Origin of the sequence: Solirubrobacter deserti, from assembly GCF_027587175.1 — a bacterium.
Lineage (GTDB): Bacteria > Actinomycetota > Thermoleophilia > Solirubrobacterales > Solirubrobacteraceae > Solirubrobacter > Solirubrobacter deserti.
Genome location: NZ_JAPCID010000020.1, coordinates 87,992 through 103,929, shown reverse-complemented (window position 1 = coordinate 103,929; position 15,938 = coordinate 87,992). Strand labels below are relative to the sequence as shown.

Sequence of the window (15,938 nt, the reverse complement as noted above, 5' to 3'; positions counted from 1 at the left end):
TCAGCGTCGGGTCAGGGCCGCCGCGGCGATCGTGCTCGTGAGGTCACGCGGGCGGCCGACGTGGAACCCCTGGGCCATGTCGACGCCCAGGCCCTGCAGCAGGTCGACGGTCGCCGCGTCCTCGACGTACTCGGCGATCGTCCGCTTGCCCAGCCCGCGCGCGGCGTGGATCAGGCTCTCGAGGATCACGCGGTCGGTCGCGCTGCTCGCGCTGTTGCGGACGAACTCGCCGTCGATCTTCAGGAAGTCGAACGGCAGGTGCTTGACGTAGGTGAACGAGCCGAAGCCGACGCCGAAGTCGTCGAGCGCGAACCGGCAGCCCAGCCGCGCGAGGGCGGACGCGAACGCCTGCGCCTCCTCGAGGTTGGTGACCGCGGTCGTCTCGGTGATCTCGAAGATCAGCCGGTCGGCAGCGAACCGGTGCGCCTCCAGCGCGTCCGCGATCGCCGCCAGCAGCTCGGTGGAGCCGAGTGAGCTGCCGGAGAGGTTGACCTCGAAGATCAGGTCGCGGTCCCGGTTGGCGCCGAGCGCCGCGATCGCGCGGGTGACGACCCAGCGGTCGATCTCCTCCATGAGCCCGAACTGCTCGGCGATCGGCACGAAGCTGCCGGGCGCGATCTGCTCGCCCTCGCGGCCCAGCATCCGCAGCAGCAGCTCGTGGTGGACGACCGAGCCCGAGTCCAGGTCCTGGATCGGCTGCGCCAGCAGCACGAACCGCTCCTCCGCCAGGGCGGTGCGGATGCGGTCGACCCAGCGCAGCCGGGTCTGCGTGCTCGACGCCGAGCGGTGGTCGAAGCGCGCGGCGCGCCGACGGCCGGCCGCCTTGGCGTCGTACATGGCCAGGTCAGCCGCCATCAGGGCCTCGTCGGCGTTGGCGAAGTCGCCGTCGAGCATGGCGTAGCCCGCGCTCGCGCTGACCGAGTGCAGCCCCGTGATGTCCGGCACCACCGAGCCGGTGCTCACGGCGGCCACGAGCCGGTCGGCGGTCATGTGCGCGTGCTCGTCGGACGCGCCCGGCAGCAGCACCGCGAACTCGTCGCCGCCGATCCGGGCGACGATGTCGCCGCTGCGCACCGCCTCGCTCAGCGCGTGCCCGGCGGCCCGGATCACCTGGTCGCCGACATGATGGCCGAGCGTGTCGTTGACAGCCTTGAAGTGGTCCAGGTCGAGCAGCATGACCGCTCCCCGCGCCGCGTCGGGCCCGGTCAGCAGGGCGTCCAGCCGGCGCTGGAAGCCGCGCCGGTTCAGCAGCTCGGTGAGCGCGTCGTGCTCGGCCTGATGGCGAAGCTCGACCTCCAGCCCCCGCTGCTCGGAGACGTCGATGACCTGGGTGAGCACCGGGTGCGCGGCGTCCCGGTCGCGGAGCCGGATCAGATGCACCTGCACGTAGCGCGCGACGCCGTCCGTGGCCGCGAGCCGGACCTCCCGGCCGACGCCGACGCCGGGGCGTTCGAGCGCCTCCCGGAGCATCGCGCTGACGGCGGCGTGATCGCGCGGATCGACGAGGTCGACGCAGGTCATCTCCGCCAGCTGCTCCTGCGTGTGGCCGGTGAGCTCGCCGAGCGCCGCGTTGACGCGGGCGAAGCGCCCGTCCGGCGACGCCAGCGCCTGACCCACGGGGCTCGCCTCGAAGGCGTCCGCGAAGCGCAGCTCGCCGACGGCCAGCCGCCGCCGCGCCCGCCACGCGCTGGCGATGATCAGCGCGAGCGCGGTCAGCCCCGGACCGACGAGCAGCCCCAACGCGCCGTAGCGGATGCCGTCGCCGCTCGGCGCGTCGGCCTGCACTGCCATCCGCACGCCGCCGTACTCGACCGCCCCGCTGGGCGCGGACCGGGCCCGCGGCGCGCCGATCACGGTCTGCCCGGCGACCGCCACCGCCACCTCGGTGTCGCGCACCAGGGCGCGCTCGACCGTCTGGTCGAGCCGCCGGAACGTGAGGCTTCCCACGACGAACTGCCGCGGGTCGTTCCCCACCCGGGCGTAGACGGCGAACCCCCGCTCGTCGCGCTGGGCGAGCGCGATCGGCCCCGTCGCACCGAGCTCCCCGGTGCGCGCGGCACGCTCGAGTGCGCGGCGGCGCACCGGGTCCACCAGCAGATCGAGCCCGACGATGTTGCGACCGCGGCCCGCGTCACGGATCTCCTCGATGACGGCGTACTCGGGACGCTCACCCGCGAGGACCATTGCTCCGTCCGGGCGCAGCTCGCGCACGCGGACGCCGAGCCGGCGCTCCGTGGCGGCCCGCTCAGCGGCTTCGATCCGGCGGATGTACCCGAACGAGTTCGCCTCCGAGTTCTCGAACATGTCGCGCGTGTAGGCGTCGAACTCGGCCCGCGTGACGTTCCGGCTCGCCTCGAACAGGCTGGCGAGGCCCTCGACCTGCGCGCTCAGCTTGGTCAGCTGCAGGCGCAGGGCGCCCACCGCGGCGGCACGCGCCTCGTCGTCGCGGAGCGCGGCGCGCTCCGCATCCAGACGCGAGCCCGCCAGCCACAGCCCCAGCGTGACCAACGCTCCGACGAGCACCGTCACTCCAACGCCCCGAAGACGGGCCGGCCGCCGCTGCTGTCGCAAGCGGCGACCCTACCCAGAACTTCGCAGGTGCGAGAACGGTTGGCCGGTTCTCAGTGCGCAGCGACAGGTTCGCCCGCGGCGCCCGGCTCGGCGACGCGCACCGACGGGACGATCGCGCCGACGATGATCGCGCCGGCGGCGAAGACGCCCGCGGCGACCCAGAAGGCGACCGTGTAGCCATGGACGGTGGCCGTCTCGGCCAGGGACGGCGACGGGGTGTGGCCGTTGGCGTAGGACGTGACGGCGCCGGCGAAGATCGAGCTCAGCAGCGCGGTGCCGATCGAGCCGCCGACCTGCTGCATGGTGTTGACCATGGCCGAGGCGACGCCCGTGTCGGCGCGGTCGACGCCGTAGGTGGCGCTCTGGAAGGCCGGCGGGAAGATGTTGCCCATGCCGACGCCCATCAGAACCAGGGCCGGCAGCACGTGGGTGACGTAGCTGGAGTCGGTGCCGAGCTGGGTCAGCACGAGCATCGCGGCGGCGCCGAGCAGCATGCCGGTGACCATGTGCGGCCGCGGACCGAACTTGGCCAGCAGGCGCTGGCTGACGACGTTGGCCGTGACGATGATCGCCGCCGACATCGGCAGGAACGCGAGGCCGGTCTGGATCGGCGAGAAGCCGAGCGTGGACTGCAGGTAGTACGTGAGGAACAGGAACAGCGCGAACATCGCGATGCCGGCGATGCCGATGCCGGCGAACGCGCCGCCGCGGGTGCGGTCGGCGATCACGCGCAGCGGGAGCAGCGGGTGCGCGACGCGGCGCTCGACGGCGAAGAACCCGGCGAGCAGGATGACCGCGGCGACGAGCATGATGATCGTCACGGGGTGGCCCCAGGAGTTCGTCTCGGAGTTCGAGAAGCCGTAGACGAGCGCGAACAGGCCGGACGTGGCGAGCAGCGTGCCCGGGACGTCGATCCGCGGCCGCTGCGGGTTCGCCTGGTTGGTGATCAGGCGGAAGGCGAGGACGGCGGCGGGCAGCGCGAACAGCAGGTTCACGTACAGCGCCCAGCGCCAGGACAGGTACTCGGTGAGGATGCCGCCGAGCAGCAGGCCGATCGCGGCGCCGGTGCCGGCGATCGCGCCGAAGATGCCGAACGCCTTGCCGCGCTCACGCGGGTCGGTGAAGGTCGTGGCCAGCAGCGCGAGGGCCGAAGGCGCGAGCATCGCGCCGAACACGCCCTGCGCGGCACGAGCGCCGACGAGCAGGCCGAACGAGTCGGCCGCGCCGCCGACGGCGGAGGCGACGGAGAAGCCGAGCAGGCCGCCGATGAACGTCCACTTGCGCCCGAACAGGTCGCCGATGCGGCCGCCGAGCAGCAGCAGGGAGCCGAACGCGAGCGCGTAGGCGGTGACGACCCACTGGCGGGAGTCGTTGCTGAAGCCGAGGTCCTGCTGGGCGCTCGGGAGCGCGATGTTCACAATCGTGGCGTCGAGGACGACCATGAGCTGCGCGATGGCGATGACGCCGAGGATCAACCAGCGGCGTGAGTGGTGGGGATCGGTGTGGGGAGGCATGCCTTAGGGGAGGAAGTGGAGGCTGGTATTCCGGTTATCGGACAAGGTAGCACGGAACTGGAGGGAGTGCTTCCGCTTTCTTCTATCCTGCGTCTCACCCATGTCCGCCGCCCGCCCCCTCCGCGTCGACGCCGAACGCAACCGCCAGCGCATCCTCGAAGCCGCCAGGACGCTGTTCGCCGAGCGCGGCGTCGACGTGTCCGTCGATGACATCGCCGCGGCGGCGGGCGTCGGGATCGGGACCTTCTACCGGCGCTTCCCGGACCGCGAGTCGCTCGTGGAGGCCGTCTTCGCCACCAAGCTGGACCGCATCGTCGAGGCCGCCCGGGCCGCGCTGGAGATCGAGGACCCGTGGGAGGCGTTCCGCACGTACGTGATGACCGTCTCGCGCATGCACGCCGGCGACCGCGGCCTCAAGGACGTGATGCTCTCCACCGATCGCGGCCGCGAGCAGGTGACCGCGTTCCGCGCGACCATCCAGCCGCTCGCCGGGGCGCTGATCGAGCGCGCCAAGGCCGCGGGCGTCCTGCGCGAGGACATCTCGCCGTTCGACATCCCGCTCATCCACCAGGCGGTCGGCGCCATCGCCGACGTCACCCGCGACTGCTCACCCGACTACTTCGAGCGTACGCTCACCCTGCTGGTCGACGGCCTCGCCCAGCAGCGCACGGCGCCGACGCCGATGTCCGCCCCGCCACTGAGCGTCGACCAGTTCCTCACCATCATGGCGCGCCGGCGCTGACCCTCACTGCGGGTGCTGCACCTCGACGACGGGCGGCGGCTCGTCGTCGGTGCCCGACACCCGGAACTCCACCTGCTCGTACTCGAGCCCCGGCTCGGACAGCACGTACTCGACCGGGATCGGCGTGAGCACCTCCGCCGCCCCGCCCTCCGGCCCGCTCAACGCCAGCTCGAGCACCAGCATGCGCGGGTTGATCCCCGGGTTGCCCTCGTAGTCGCGCAGCTCGGCCGTGCAGCCGTCGGTCCGGCACACGACGGTGCCCGACACGCGCAGCGCGCCGTCGCTGCCCGGCATGTGGTCGTGGATGGCCGTGAAGTCCTCGTAGTGGGCGACGACTGACATGCGCTCCTCCGTGGTCGATGTGTGCGGGAACCTACGGTCGGGCGGATCGGCCGCCCCTGGCCGGACGCTCAGGTTTCCCAACGCAACCGGGTTCCGGCGTACGATGACCGCTTGCCGCTGGAAGTGCACGATCAACTCACGCGTGGGCGGCTGCTGCCGCTCAGCGCGGTCGCCGCGTGCGTCGAGCACCTGCGCGGCGGCGGGCTCGCGGTGCTCCCGACCGAGACGGGCTACATGCTCGCCGTGGACGCCACCGACGAGGCCGCGATCGACGCCGTCTACGCCGCCAAGGGGCGCCCGGAGGCCAAACCGATCCACGTGGCCGTCGCCTCGCTGGAGGAGATCGACCGGGTCACGGAGCTGCCCGAGGAGGCGCGGCGCCTGTGCCTGGAGCACATGCCCGGGCCGCTGACGCTGGTCGGGCGCAGCCGCGGCGTGGTGCCGGACGCGCTGACCGCGCACACCGGGACGCTCGGCGCGCGCATCCCGGACACGCCCGCGACGCTGCAGATCCTCGCCGCGTTCAGGGGTCCGCTGACGGCGACGTCGCACAACCTGTCGGGCGAGCCGCCCGACCCGGACCCGATCCAGGCCGCGGGCCGGCTCCATCCCGTGGGCAGCGGCGCCATCCACGTCGTGGTCGACCCCGAGGCGATCAAGTACGACCGGCCGTCCACCGTCGTGGACACGCTCGTTCACCCGTGGGACATCTTGCGGGAGGGACCGGTGACTATCCTCCCGCTCAGTGGCTGAACGGTTCGCCATCGCCCAGGTCGCGCCGCATCCGCTCGAGGATGCGAACGAGGTCGGAACGTTCGCCTCGGAGGTCTCGAAGGAGCTCGCCGCGCGCGGCCACCGGGTGTTGCTGCTCGCACCTTCGCGCAATCCCGACCTCGTGCGGGAGTCGCGCCGGCTGATCCGCGCCGCGCGCGAGACGCCGGAGGACCTGTTCGACCCCGACGGCGGCGTCCGCGTCCTCGGGGTCGGGGAGCTGCTGTTCAACACGGGCCGCAAGGGCATCAACCCGGCGCCGCCGGTGGACATCGCGCGCACGATCGAGGAAGTGCTCACGCACACGCCGCTGGACTTCGTGCACGTGCACGAGCCGTGGGCGCCGAGCGCGGGCAGCGTCGCCCTCCGGCACAGCCGCGCGCTGAACGTCGGCTCCTTCCACGCTCCCGCCGAGCGCGTCCTCTCCACGCAGGTCGCCCGCAAGTTCGTGGAGCTGTTCTTCGGCCGCATGGACGCGCGCACCGCGTCCTACGAGGCCACCGCGGAGCTGATGAACCGCTTCTTCCCGTCCTCCTACCAGCTGCTGCGTCCCGGGATGACCCCCGAGCAGCGCGAGCGGCCGGAAGGCCCGCCGCGGATCGCGTTCAGCGACCGCGAGGAGCGCGGCGCGCTGCGGCTGTTCCTGCGCGCGCTGCGGCTGCTGCCCGAGGAGCTGCCGTGGGAGGCCGTCGTCTACAGCAAGACGGGCGGCATCCCGACGCTGCGCTCGAGCCTGCGCAACCGCGTGACGGTCGTCGACGACGAGGACGCGGCGTTCGCGAGCGCCGACATCGTCGTGGCCGCCTCGCTCGGCCAGGTGACCGCCCCCGGCGTTCTGGTGAAGGCGCTCGGCGTCGGCGCCGTCCCGCTCGCGGCGCGCACGCCGGTGTACGAGGAGGTCCTGCGCGAGGGAGACCTCGGCCTGCACTTCCAGGTCGGCGACGTGGAGGTGCTCGCCCAGCAGCTCGAGCGCGCGCTCAAGGACGAGGCCCTGCGCGCCAAGCTCGTCGCCGCGGGTGCCGAGGCACGCGAGGCGCTGGGGTGGACGCGGGTCACCGACCAGGTCGAGGAGATCTACGCCGGCCTGGCCGCGCTCCGGCACGACCCGGACCCCAAGCCCGAGGTCCGCGCGCGCGTGGCCAAGAAGAAGCTGATCGACGTCGATCTGCACATGCACACCGACCACTCCAACGACTGCGCGACCCCGGTCGACGTGCTGCTGGCCACCGCGGTCGAAGTCGGGCTGGGCGCGATCGCCGTCACCGACCACAACGAGATCTCCGGCGCGCACGACGCAGCGGCCAAGGCCGCGGACTACGGCATCAAGGTGATCGTCGGCGAGGAGGTCAAGACCGCCGACCAGGGCGAGGTCATCGGCCTGTTCATCAACGAGAAGATCCCGCGCGGGATGACGCTCGAGGAGACGATCGCCGAGATCCGCCGCCAGGGCGGGCTGGTCTACGTCCCGCACCCGTTCGACCGCCTACACAGCGTCCCGGACTATGAGCACATGCTCGCGATCGTGTCCGACATCGACGCGATCGAGGTCTTCAACCCGCGGATCGCGATCCCGGCCTTCAACGAGGAGGCCGTGCGCTTCGCCGCCAAGTACCGGATCGTCGGCGGCGCCGGGACTGACGGACATGTTGCACAGGCGCTGGGCTCGGTCCGGATCACGATGCGCGACTTCGACGGACCCGAGGAGTTCCTGGAATCCCTGCGCGACGCGAACATCGCCGCCAAGCCTTCTTCCCTGCGTTACGCGCAGGTTCAGGCCCTCAAGTTCCTCCAGACGACCGCCATGCCACCGGCCGCTCGCCGGGCCACGCGCAGGCGCAAGGTGGCGAAGGCGGTGGCCGGTCGCGGCGGGCAGTGACTTGCAGGGGCAAGGAGAACCCGGGCTGGGCGTGAACCTCGTCGGCGGAATGCCCGCCACCGACGACGAGATCCGCGAGAAGTACCTCGAGCGCGCCATCCGCGAGCTCAACACGTTCACCCACGACCTGCAGAGCTGCGAGCGCTGCCCACGCGGCAACCTGATGCCGGTGCTGGGCTCGGGCCACCCGCAGGCGGACGTGTTCCTGCTCAAGTACGCGCCGACCCCCGCGGAGGTCGAGGAGGGCGTTGCCTTCTACGGCCGATCGGGGACCGCCCTCATGAAGTCGCTGCGGCGGCTCGACATCGACCCGCTGGTCGTCTACGGCACGCTGTGCGTGAAGTGCCCGGTCGCCGATCCCTCCCTGGCCGCGCCGGAGTGCGTCGCGCGCCTGGTGGAGGAGCTGGCGATCGTGCAGCCCAAGATCGTCGTGGTCATGGGCACCGACGCGCTGGACGTGCTCAACGACCTGCAGCTGCCACTCGCCCGCGAGCTCCATGAGCTCCCGGGCGACATCCAGCGCCTGACGCCTTCGATCGAGGCGCTGTACGTCCCCGACATCGACCGATCGCTCGACGAGGAGTCCGCCAAGCGCGACTTCTGGCGCGCGTTCCGCGAGCTGGGCACCTGGTGGAGCGACTTCCCGCCGTACTAGCGCTCACATCTCCAGGACGACCTTGCCGAACTTCTTGCCGGCGCTGAAGCGCTCGTAGGCCGCTGGCGCGTCTCCGAGCGGGAAGGCGGCCGTGACCGGCACGGACAGGTCGCCGGACGCGAAGCCCGGCAGCACCATCTTCTCCACCAGCCGCGCCGCGATCGCCTTCTCCTCGATCGGGCGCGTGCGCAGCGTGGAGCCGTGGATGCGCCCGCGCTTGGCCATCAGCTTGCGCAGGTCGATCTCGGCCTTGGCGCCCGCGCCGACGCCGATCGTGCAGATGCGGCCGCCGACGGCGAGCGCGTCGAGGTTGTCGGACAGGTTGATCGCGCCGACCAGCTCGAGGATCACGTCGTACTCGCCCGCGGCGACGAACTCGTCGGGCGCGATCGCGTGCACCGTGCCGAGCGCCGCGACCTGCTCGCGGGCGTGCTCGTCGCGCACGGTCGCCGTCACGCGCGCGCCCGCCATCACGCCGAGCTGGACGGCCGCCATGCCGACGCCGCCGGCCGCGCCGTGCACCAGCAGGCGCTCGCCCACCGTGAGGCCGGCCTGCGTGAAGAGCGCGTCGTGGGCGGTGGTGAAGACCTCCGGGACGCCGCCCGCGGCGGTCCAGTCGAGCTCCTCCGGCACCGGCATCGCGGTGCGCTCGTGCACGACCGCGAGCTCGGCCTGCCCGCCGCCGGCGACGAGCGCCATCACTCGGTCACCGGGCTCGAAGCGCTCGGCGCGGCGCCCGCAGGCGACGACCTCGCCCGCGAGCTCGAGGCCCGGGATGTCGGCGGGAACGCCGGGCGGCGCGGGGTAGTGGCCGGCGACCTGCAGGATGTCGGCACCGTTGAGCCCGGCGGCGCGGACGCGGACGAGCAGCTGCCCGTCCTGGGGCTCGGGATCGGGACGGTCGGCGACCTCGATCCGGCCGTCGACGATGGTGGCGGCACGCATGGTCGCGAAGATACTCCAGGCGCCCTGTCCCGTTGGCGGTGGTGGTCCGCACCGGTTTTGGGTAAGAATGTGGACTTGGGCGTCCAGGTTCCCCACTTCCCCCCGCTCTGGCGCGAGAGCATGGCCGGCGTCGAGCTGGCCGCGCTGCGGCGCAGCGCCGTCTGGCGCGGCGGCGGGGTGCCGGAGGGCGAGGGCCGCCCGGTCCTGCTGATTCCCGGCTTCCTCGCCGGCGACGGCTCGCTGGCGACGATGACCGGCTGGCTGCGTCAGAACGGCTACCACACGCGCCGGGCCGGAATCCGGATCAACGTCGGCTGCTCGTCGGAGGCGATCGACCGCCTCGAGGAGCGGGTCGAGCAGTTCGCGCAGGACACGGGCGAGCGCGTCGCCGTGATCGGCCAGAGCCGCGGCGGCATCTTCGCCCGGCATCTCGCCGTGCGTCGCCCGGACCTGGTCAGCGGCATCGTCACGCTCGGCTCGCCCACCGTCAACCAGCTCAGCACGCATCCGCTCGTGCTCGCCCAGGTCGCGCTCGTCGGCGTGCTCGGCACGACCCGGTTCCCCGGGATGTTCCGCATGAGCTGCCTGCGCGGCGCCTGCTGCGAGCGCTTCCGCGACGAGTTCAACGCCGACGTCCCGCCCGAGGTCGGCTTCACCGCGATCTACTCCAAGACGGACGGGATCGTCAACTGGCACGCCTGCCTGGACCGCTGCGCCGACCTCGTCGAGGTGCACTCCTCGCACGTCGGCATGGGCGCCAACGCCGAGGTCTACGCGGAGATCGGCCACGCGCTCGGCGAGTTCGGGCACCGCTGGGCGCAGACGACGTAGCCTGGTCTCATGGCCAGACACCAGCCCGCGGGCCGACAGCACGCCGGTGAACCGCCGCCACCGAAGGTGACCATGCGCTTCGACGCCGCGACGGGGCGCTTCGTCCCCGTCGAGGAGCCGCGCGAGACGACCGAGACCACCGAGGCCGCCGAGCGCCCGGCGACGCCCGACGATCCGCGCCCCGCGGCCTTCCGCAACATCCCGCCGTTCGGCGGCGGCGTCTGAGCCGCCGCCGAACCAGCGTGATCGTTACGGCGTCGTGGTGCTGAGCGTGAAGACCAGCGTCGTTCCGTAGCGGCCGGAGCGCAGACCGTCGGTCTCCGCGATGGGCTGCTTGAACTGCACCGGGATCACGTCCTTGCCCACCGGGCCGGTGTAGGTGCGCAGGGTGGCCGGGAGGCCGCCGAACGCGCCTTCGGCCGCCTTGACCTGCAGCGGCTGCGGCAGCGGGTAGCTGCCGTTGCTCAGGTAGCCCGGCTTGGCCGCGCCCGGGTCGGTGACCGTGAGCTTGGCCTCGCCGGCCGTCGAGACGACGGTCGCCGTGGTGGAGGCGAGGTAGTCCCTCGTCACGCCCGGCACGAACGGCTCGAGGTCGAGCACCGGGCCGAGCGTGAGGTTGAGCGTCGGAGCGACGTCGCTGCCGAGCTCGATCGGCGTGGACGTCGACGCGCCCTCGACGGTCACCGTGACCGTCTTCTCCGCGGTGAGCTTGCCGTCGGACACGGTGACCTTCGCCGTGTACGTGCCGGCCCGCTCGTAGCGGAACGCGGGCTTGGCGACGGTCGAGTCGACCGTGCCGTTGCCGTCCAGGTCCCACGCGTAGGTGAGCGCGTCACCGTCGGCGTCGGTCGCGACGGCCTCGAACTGGGTCGAGAACGGCGCCGTGCCCTTGTTCGGCGTGGCCGTGGCGGCCGAGATCACCGGCGCGCGGTTGCCGGTTCCGAGGCGGAAGAAGTCGAACCGCGCCGGCTGGCCCGTGCCGTGGTAGCCGGCGAGACCGACCTTCGCCCCCGCCAGCGAGGCCAGCGGCTTGGCCCGCCCGAACGTCGTCCAGGTGGTGCCGTCCGCGGACCACTGGCCCGTGAGGGTCGTGCCGTCGCTGATCATCTTCAGCCACACGCCGGACTCGTTGATCCCCGCGGGGAGCGCGCCCGAGCGGTCCTGGTTGTCGACGTTGGTCGTGACGCCGTTGACGTCCTGACCGAGCTCCAGGCGCCAGCCCGTGCCCTCGAGGTCGATCAGCATGAGCTTCGCGAAGTTCCGGCCGTCCTTGTAGAGGACGAGGCCCGCCTGCTCGTACTGACCGCCCTGGGCCAGCTTGACCTTGGTCGTCGCCTCCCACTTGCCGACGGGCGCCGGCTGCAGGAGGACGCTCTTCGCCGTGTCGGTGCCGTTGTAGAGGTCACCGTCGATGGCGTCGATCTGGAGCTCGCCGTCGGCGACCCGCACCTCGCCCGAGACCGGGCGGACCACGGTCGTCCAGCGGCAGTCGCTGAGCGCGCTGCCGTCGAACTCGTCGTTCGGCGTCGAGAGGTTGAACCACTCGAAGCTGGCCGGCGTCTGCGCGGTGCCGTTGAAGGCCGCGATGCCGAGCTGCGGGCTCGTCATGCGGTCCAGCGGGCGGGCCGCGCCCACCTGCGTGAAGGACACGCCGTCACGCGAGAACCAGACGGTGAGGCTCGTCCCGTCGCTCTGCATGCGCAGGTAGACGGTGCTGCCGGCGTCGCCCGGGAAGATCGCCGAGCGTGCGACGTACGCCGCCTCGTTGGCCCGCAGGCCCACGAACTCGACGTTGCGGCCCTCGGCCGTGCGGATGAACGCGGCCTTGTAGACCTCGGTGTCGCCCTGACGCAGGAGGATCGCCGCCTGCTCGCCGTTGGCGACCTGGCTCAGCGCGACCTTCGTCGTCGCCGTCCACGGGCCGGCCGGGGCCGGGCGGGAGACGATGTTCTTGGCCGTCGTGTTGCCGGTCCACATGTCACCGGCGACGGCGTTGATCTTCAGAACACCGTTCTCGACCTTGTAGTTGGCCGCGTCCTCGCGGACGATCGACGGCCAGACCGTGCGGTCGAGCGCCGTGCCCGTGAACGCGTCGGTGCCCGGGCAGGTGCCGAGGACCTCGACGGAGAACGACCGCGACGTCTTGCGGCCGTCGGCGTCCGTCGCGGTGACGGTCGCCGTGTACAGGCCACGCTGCGTGTACGTGTAGGACGCGTTGGCGGTGGTCGCCGTGGCGCCGTTGACGCCGAAGTTCCACGCGTAGGAGACGGCGGTGCCCTCGGGGTCGACCGCGCTCGCCGTGAAGTCGACCTTCAGCGGCGCGGCGCCGGAGACCGGCGTGGCGTTGGCGGTCAGGTTCGGCGCGGCGTTGCCGTTCGCACCCGGGCCGTTGAACGTGAGCTCGTCGATGTCGAAGCCGGAGACCGGCGCAACCAGATAGAGGTCACGCGTGCCGCCCGGATCGGTGATCGGGGCCGGATCCTGGGTCTTGTAGACCTCCCAGTCGCCGGAGGCCACGACCGGGACGTTCGCCACCAGCGGGCCGGTCGGCGAGTCCGCGCGCAGCTCGAGGCGAGCGGCGTTCGGGCCGCTGGTGCGGACCGTGACGCTGTCGATGCCGGCCATGTTGACCTTGTCGAAGCGCAGCCAGTCGCCCGGATCGGTGTAGCCCATGCGCTTGCCGCCCATGGCGTTGGCGACCGTGTTGACCGTGAAGCCGTTGTTGGCGTCGAACTGCTCCGCCTGCAGCGTCTTCCACTCCAGCTCGACTTGGCTCTGGCCCGTCAGCTCCAGGCCCGTCGAACGGTCCGTGTAGGACGCGTTGACGATGTACCAGATGTGCTGGGTCTTGTCCTCCCACGCGGGCGGGATCGTGAACTCGCCCGAGCAGCCGCTCAGCGACTGGTCGCCGTGCGAGTGGTCGTTGTGGCCGAGGGCCGTGTTGACCATGACCTTCGAGCAGTCGATCGTCCCGTCCTCGGGATCGGTGACGGTGACCGTGTACCTGATCTTGTCGCCGTAGTCGAAGAACGCGCCCTGCGCCGGCAGGTTGATCTTCACCGTCGGGGCGGTGTTGCCCGCGGTGATGTTGAAGGACGCGAAGCCCTCCTGGCCGGTGGCGTCGGTGACCTTGAGGGTCGCCGTGCGCTTGCCGTTGGTGGTGTAGGTGAAGCTCGGGTTCGGCTCGGTGGAGTCCGTCGCGCCGTCGCCGTCGAAGTCCCACGCGTACGTGAGCGGCGTGCCGTCGGGGTCGACGGTGCCGGCGCTGGAGAACTTGACCGCCAGCGGCGCCGGGCCGGACGTCTTGTCCGCCGTGGCCTTGACGATCGGCGAGCGCGCGCCCTGCACGTAGTCGACGCGGTAGACCGCGGAGTTCTCGTCACCCGCGAAGTAGCCGCCCGTGCCGTAGTCGAGCACGTACAGCGAGCCGTCGGGGCCGAAGTCCAGGTCGATCAGCTGCTTGAAGCCGAAGTTCTGGAACCAGGTGTCGACCTGCGGGAACGAGCCGTCGGTGCCACCCGTGAACGTCTTGATCCACGCGCGCCCGAACTCGTAGGCGAAGTTCTTGCCGTCGAAGTAGGCCGGGAACTTCGTCTTGGACGGGTTGTTCGGGTCGTAGCGGTAGGTCGGGCCGCCCATCGGGGACTCAGAGCCGGAGCCGAACTCCGGGATCGAGCCGCCGTCGTAGGCGATCCACGCCGGGATCGCCGGCGGCAGGTTGGTGCGGCCGGTGTTGTGGCGCGAGTCGTTGACCGGCGCCGCGCAGTTGAACTTCGCGCCGGACGTGCCCGTGGCGAAGTCGTAGTCGTTGTAGGCGTCGTTCTTGCCCGTGCAGAACGGCCAGCCGTAGTTGCCCGGCTCCTTGATCAAGTTGAACTCGACCTGGCCGCCGGGGCCGCGGTTCGCGTTCGGTCCGCCGGCGTCGGGGCCGTACTCACCCAGGTAGACGAAGCCCGTCTGCTTGTCGACCGCGAACCGGAACGGGTTGCGGAAGCCCATCGCGTAGATCTCGGGCTTGGTCTGCATGTCGCCCGCCGGGAACAGGTTGCCCGCCGGGATCGTGTAGCCGCCGCCGTCCTTGGGCGTGATCCGCAGCAGCTTGCCGCGCAGGTCGTTCGTGTTGCCGGAGGTGCGGCGCGCGTCGTAGACCGGGTTGCGGTTGGCCCGGTCGTCCAGCGGCGAGTAGCCGTCGGACTGGAACGGGTTGGAGTCGTCGCCCGTGACGATGTAGAGGTTGCCCTGGGCGTCGAAGTCCATGTCGCCGCCGACGTGGCAGCAGGAGCCGCGCTCGGACGGGATCTGGATGATCTTCTCCTCGGAGGCGAGATCGAGCTTGCCGTCCGTGCCGAGCTTGAAGCGAGAGACCTGGTTGTAGCCCTTGAACGGCGCGAACGCGCTGTCGGCGCCGTCGTTGGGCGCGTCGTTCATCGGCGTGGTCAGGCGCGGGGCGTAGAACAGGTAGATCCAGCCGTTGGTGGCGTAGTTGGGATCAACCGCGACGCCCTGGAGGCCGTCCTCGTCGTGCGTGTAGACGTCGAGCTGCGCGGCCAGCGTGGTGGTCGCGTTCGGCGTCGTCAGCCACAGGCGGCCGTTGCGCGAAGTGTGCAGGACGCGGCGGTCCGGCAGCACGGCGAGCGAGATCGGCTCGCCGACCTTGTCGACGCCCTTGGCCAGCGTCGCGACCTCGAAGTCGTCGTTGGTCGGGGTGCGCCGGCGCTCGGCGCCGCAATCCGCGTCGACGTTCTTCGCCGCGGTCTTGAGGCCACCCAGCAGGTGCGCGCGGAAGTTCTCCTCCTGGAAGGACGCCTGCGTGTGGCCCATGGCCGTGTACCAGACGCGGCCGCCGTCGAAGTTCGAGCACCACGAGATCGGGTGATCGTCGTCCGTGCTGTTGTCGTCGCCCTCGTCGTAGGTCGACTCGTCGACGTTGGCGAGGACCTTCACACCGCTGGTCCGCGGCGAGTAGTCCGGAATGCCCGGCTGGTTGCCGTTGACGACTGGGTTGTTCGGGCGCTGGAAGTTGTACCATTCGTCGTTGCGCACCCAGGAGGTCGGAAGACCCGTGGTGGAGGGCTCGTCGCCGTCCTCGACGCGGACGGTCGCCTGCGGCGTGCCGGACGGGTGGGACTTGAAGTAGCCGCCGAGCATCTGGCCGTAGTAGGGCCACGTGTACTCGGTGTCGGACGCGGCGTGAACACCGGCGAAGCCGCCGCCGGCGCGCATGTAGCGCTCGAACGCGCCCTGCTGCTCGCTGTTGAGGATGTCGCCGGTCGTCGACATGAACACGATCACGTCGTACTGGGCGAGGTTCGCGTCCGTGAACTTCGTCGCGTCCTCGGTCGCGTCGACCGTGAAGCCGTTCGTCGTGCCCAGCGACTGGACCGCGGCGATGCCCTGCGGGATCGAGTCGTGCCGGAAGCCGGCCGTCTTCGAGAAGACCAGCACCTTCTCGAGCGGATCAGCGGCCTGTGCAGGCGCCGCGCTCAGCGCGCAGGTCGCCGCAGCGAACAGCCCAAGGGCCGCTCCCTTTCGGAAACGCAAGTCGGAACTCCCCTCTCAGGTTTCGCGTCCGTCACTCCTTGCGGACGCCAAGGTCCGCAACCTTAGCGCGCTTTTAGCCCCCCTTGGACGGATGTTCGTCCAAACCTAGACGGAAGTGGCGCGCCCGCGCGTACTTACTCGTGTGAGCAC

The 15,938-nt window shown here is 71.3% G+C and carries 11 protein-coding genes; 6 read left to right on the top strand and 5 right to left on the bottom strand.

Annotation, left to right across the window (positions count from 1 at the left end; translation table 11 throughout):
* Positions 1 to 2,529, bottom strand: coding sequence for a bifunctional diguanylate cyclase/phosphodiesterase (locus OJ962_RS15905; protein ID WP_202954415.1), 2,529 nt, complete (start codon positions 2,527 to 2,529; stop codon positions 1 to 3).
* A 92-nt stretch (positions 2,530 to 2,621) separates the two neighbouring features.
* On the bottom strand, positions 2,622 to 4,085 hold the full coding sequence (locus OJ962_RS15900) for an MFS transporter (protein ID WP_202954416.1): 1,464 nt from the start codon (positions 4,083 to 4,085) through the stop codon (positions 2,622 to 2,624).
* A gap of 100 nt (positions 4,086 to 4,185) precedes the next feature.
* Here OJ962_RS15900 and OJ962_RS15895 point away from each other — a divergent pair, with 100 nt between their 5' ends.
* Positions 4,186 to 4,827 carry a TetR/AcrR family transcriptional regulator gene (locus OJ962_RS15895; protein ID WP_202954417.1) on the top strand — a complete coding sequence of 214 codons (642 nt, stop codon included), beginning with the start codon at positions 4,186 to 4,188 and terminating at the stop codon, positions 4,825 to 4,827.
* 3 nt (positions 4,828 to 4,830) lie between these two features.
* Here OJ962_RS15895 and OJ962_RS15890 read toward each other — a convergent pair whose 3' ends face one another.
* Positions 4,831 to 5,169 carry a hypothetical protein gene (locus OJ962_RS15890; protein WP_202954418.1) on the bottom strand — a complete coding sequence of 113 codons (339 nt, stop codon included), beginning with the start codon at positions 5,167 to 5,169 and terminating at the stop codon, positions 4,831 to 4,833.
* 111 nt (positions 5,170 to 5,280) lie between these two features.
* Between OJ962_RS15890 and OJ962_RS15885 the strand changes: the two genes are divergently transcribed.
* From OJ962_RS15885 to OJ962_RS15875, 3 genes are read left to right on the top strand one after another with little or no spacing between them, the layout of a single operon-like run.
* The gene (locus OJ962_RS15885) at positions 5,281 to 5,922 is read left to right on the top strand and encodes an L-threonylcarbamoyladenylate synthase (RefSeq protein ID WP_202954419.1); all 642 of its coding nucleotides are present in this window, start codon (positions 5,281 to 5,283) and stop codon (positions 5,920 to 5,922) included.
* Positions 5,915 to 7,816 carry a PHP domain-containing protein gene (locus tag OJ962_RS15880; RefSeq protein ID WP_202954420.1) on the top strand — a complete coding sequence of 634 codons (1,902 nt, stop codon included), beginning with the start codon at positions 5,915 to 5,917 and terminating at the stop codon, positions 7,814 to 7,816. Before OJ962_RS15885 ends, OJ962_RS15880 begins: the two co-directional genes overlap by 8 nt.
* 49 nt (positions 7,817 to 7,865) lie before the next feature.
* Positions 7,866 to 8,471 (top strand): uracil-DNA glycosylase family protein, encoded by a 606-nt coding sequence (locus OJ962_RS15875; protein ID WP_202955192.1) that lies wholly within the window; start codon positions 7,866 to 7,868, stop codon positions 8,469 to 8,471.
* Positions 8,472 to 8,474: 3 nt separating this feature from the next.
* On the opposite strand, the gene OJ962_RS15870 is transcribed toward OJ962_RS15875, so the two are convergent.
* Positions 8,475 to 9,416, bottom strand: coding sequence for a zinc-binding dehydrogenase (locus tag OJ962_RS15870; RefSeq protein ID WP_202954421.1), 942 nt, complete (start codon positions 9,414 to 9,416; stop codon positions 8,475 to 8,477).
* A 75-nt stretch (positions 9,417 to 9,491) separates the two neighbouring features.
* Between OJ962_RS15870 and OJ962_RS15865 the strand changes: the two genes are divergently transcribed.
* Together OJ962_RS15865 and OJ962_RS15860 are read left to right on the top strand one after the other, a co-directional pair.
* Positions 9,492 to 10,247 carry an esterase/lipase family protein gene (locus tag OJ962_RS15865; protein ID WP_270006462.1) on the top strand — a complete coding sequence of 252 codons (756 nt, stop codon included), beginning with the start codon at positions 9,492 to 9,494 and terminating at the stop codon, positions 10,245 to 10,247.
* A gap of 9 nt (positions 10,248 to 10,256) precedes the next feature.
* A complete protein-coding gene (locus tag OJ962_RS15860) occupies positions 10,257 to 10,472 on the top strand; it encodes a hypothetical protein (protein ID WP_202954423.1) in 216 nt (71 codons plus the stop codon).
* Between the two features lie 24 nt (positions 10,473 to 10,496).
* Here OJ962_RS15860 and OJ962_RS15855 read toward each other — a convergent pair whose 3' ends face one another.
* Complete coding sequence (locus tag OJ962_RS15855; protein WP_202954424.1) at positions 10,497 to 15,788, bottom strand: ThuA domain-containing protein; 5,292 nt, start codon at positions 15,786 to 15,788, stop codon at positions 10,497 to 10,499.
* Between the last annotated feature and the right edge of the window lie 150 nt (positions 15,789 to 15,938).